At 47.5% G+C, this 2,319-nt stretch carries 3 protein-coding genes and 1 pseudogene; 2 read left to right on the top strand and 2 right to left on the bottom strand.

Features of this window, described 5'->3' with window-relative positions:
* Together J8X26_RS23150 and J8X26_RS23145 are read right to left on the bottom strand one after the other, a co-directional pair.
* A partial coding sequence (locus J8X26_RS23150; protein ID WP_208952055.1) for a DUF2612 domain-containing protein occupies nucleotides 1-279 on the bottom strand: 279 nt, incomplete at its 3' end.
* A complete protein-coding gene (locus tag J8X26_RS23145) occupies nucleotides 276-428 on the bottom strand; it encodes a hypothetical protein (RefSeq protein ID WP_193333114.1) in 153 nt (50 codons plus the stop codon). The genes J8X26_RS23145 and J8X26_RS23150, both read right to left, overlap by 4 nt.
* Nucleotides 429-764: 336 nt before the next feature.
* Between J8X26_RS23145 and J8X26_RS23140 the strand changes: the two genes are divergently transcribed.
* Nucleotides 765-1,388: a hypothetical protein gene (locus tag J8X26_RS23140; protein ID WP_152325069.1), complete on the top strand. Its 624-nt coding sequence runs from the start codon at nucleotides 765-767 to the stop codon at nucleotides 1,386-1,388.
* Between the two features lie 805 nt (nucleotides 1,389-2,193).
* Nucleotides 2,194-2,319 (top strand): annotated as a pseudogene (locus tag J8X26_RS27765) (DinI family protein); the annotation flags it as partial.

The raw sequence follows: 2,319 nt of genomic DNA, 5'->3' as shown, positions 1-2,319 counted from the left end.
ATATGGCCCTTGCCACACACCCTGATCGAATCCCAAACTATCCGTGTCAAAGGAAAAATAAATGCCAGATATGGGCTGTCTAACAACTCGCGTTCTGCCAATCCATTTGCCGAGAATATCCAGCTGCACGCCGATCGCTTCATCGATATCTAATTCGGTAATAAACGCAGTTATTGCGTTTCCGGCATCGCTCAGCGGTCGGGTAATCAGGTCAATATGGTCAACGAAAAGCGGCTTTAGGCTGTGGTAATTGGTAGTAAGATCGGTGTATTTACTCATGGCGTCACCGTAATGCTGATATTGCTCACGTCACAGGTTGCCGATTCGCTGTAACCAATAGCGATATTTGCCGCGGCGACCGTTCCGGCACTTTTCCCGATTTGCAAACTGGTGATGTCGTAGAACCGGCTTTCCCCGCCGCTTACCACACCAAGGGTTGCCGCCGTTGCGATTGAGTTTGCGTGTAGGCAATGGGAGAGAGAGAAGCAAGGGGGGCGCGGCAGAGCAATGTCAGGTTCCAATCAGACCCTTGACCCACGCACAGACGGCATTCTGGGGCTGGGCAAGTGAAAACCTAACCGGAAACTTAAGGTAAGGCACTTGAAAGCGCGGACAGGTTGGGATTATTCCTTAACCTTGTTCGTGCCGTGCTTCCTCCCGTTGCTTAGGAATGGCTGTTATTGGCACCGTCTGGCATCACCGTAGATATATTTTCCGTATAGTTTTTGGACAGGATAAGTCCACAGAATTGCAGTGATTGAGCAATGAGCAAAGCCGCTCGCAAAGTCAGAGAGAATGCCCGTAAGAGGGCTAACATTCTGGTAGGTGCAAAGCCTAAACAGATGGAACAGGAAGACGCCCGCACACAACGAAAAGAAGTTTTGTTAAGTGCTGAGGCAAAAGCCCACCTAATCGAAATGCGGACTGAGGGAGTCTGCCCCCCGAATACGTTACCCACGGTTCAGCAATATTCACGATACGCAGCATTCAAGAATTCGCAGGCCGCAGCCAGTCGAGCCCGTGCCATGCAGGAGGAAACAAGCCTGTATGTTGCAGAGGGCGGAGTAATGGGGCGCGTCTTTGAACGCCTGAATTCACCCCCCCTGAAAGATACCCCGTTTGCGGTTCTGGCTACGCTTGCCGTTCGCCTCATGAGCTCCGCGCCGTCACTGGTTGACGAAGGGCAACGCATCGCACAAGCCACAGACGGTAACAATGTGTCAGACGATGAATTGGCAGCAGGCATCGCCCGCGCTGGGGTGGATGCTATGCGCCGAAACCTGCATGTGAGGGGATACAACGGCGCTCACCAATGGCGTTCATTCATTTCGGTGATTCACTTATTCCGGCAATGCAACCTGCCCTTGTATGCGATGGCTCAACGCTAACCGGAACTCTATCCCTGAATAGTTACAGGGACAGCATGAGCACAAAACTCACTTATTTAGTAAGCACAGAAAAATAAGTGGGATTTGTGGCGATTCGTGCGGGAAGGGAATTTATGGGAGGCGCAAAAAACTCTACCTGACCCGTAACCTGACCTGTGGTGAATATAATAAAACGAGGATTTTTATGCTAAGTGGTTGTTTTTGAATGGTACGCCCTACAGGAGCAGAATTAAAACAACATCAACTTGATAAATAATAATTTATTTAACAAAAAAAAATGCACATACCCCCAATGATACCCCCAAATGTTTTTGCTTAAACTTTATGTGGTGAGAGATACGAAATTGCCATGCATTGATAAGATATACTTGCTTCAATGAACACCCAGTATTCAAAGAAGTGCCGTTGTACGAATTTTAACCAGCAATTTTACACTTGATTATGGATTCGTGTCCGTTAAAAATTCCCTATATATAACCAGAAAGTGGTCGGTTCGGTAGGTTCAGTCGGTTCACGCGCTTAATATATTGATAATTATGACTAATATTTTTAATTTTGAACCGACCTAGGGTGGGTTCATGTGTCTCGAAAGTAGGTTCAATTGCATAGAGAACTTGTTAAGGAGCGGCGTATAATTCGCGCAACTCATTGATTCTAAGTGGTGAACATAGGGTATTCAGGCGTAAAAGAAGGGATGGTGCGGATCGTGGTTGTGCTTAGGGCTGACGAAGACAAAAACTAAATATTGAAAGACGCCCCACAAGAGCTGTATAAAAAACCAGTATAACCCATGTGGAGAGTTTTCATGTTTGTTGAGCTGATTTACGACACAAGAAATATGGCCGGTGTGCCGAACGCTAATGCGCTGATCCTGGCTGAACTGACCAAGCGTGTGCATGGTACCTTCCCTGACGCTGAAGTGAAGGTTAAG

Origin of the sequence: Rahnella sp. ChDrAdgB13 (assembly GCF_017655185.1) — a bacterium.
Lineage (GTDB): Bacteria > Pseudomonadota > Gammaproteobacteria > Enterobacterales > Enterobacteriaceae > Rahnella > Rahnella contaminans.
This window is presented reverse-complemented; position numbering and strand designations above follow the sequence as displayed.

Excerpts from the sequence above, each read along its gene's own strand:
- J8X26_RS23140 (WP_152325069.1), top strand. The coding sequence starts at position 765 with ATGAGCAAAGCCGCTCGCAAAGTCAGAGAGAATGCCCGTAAGAGGGCT.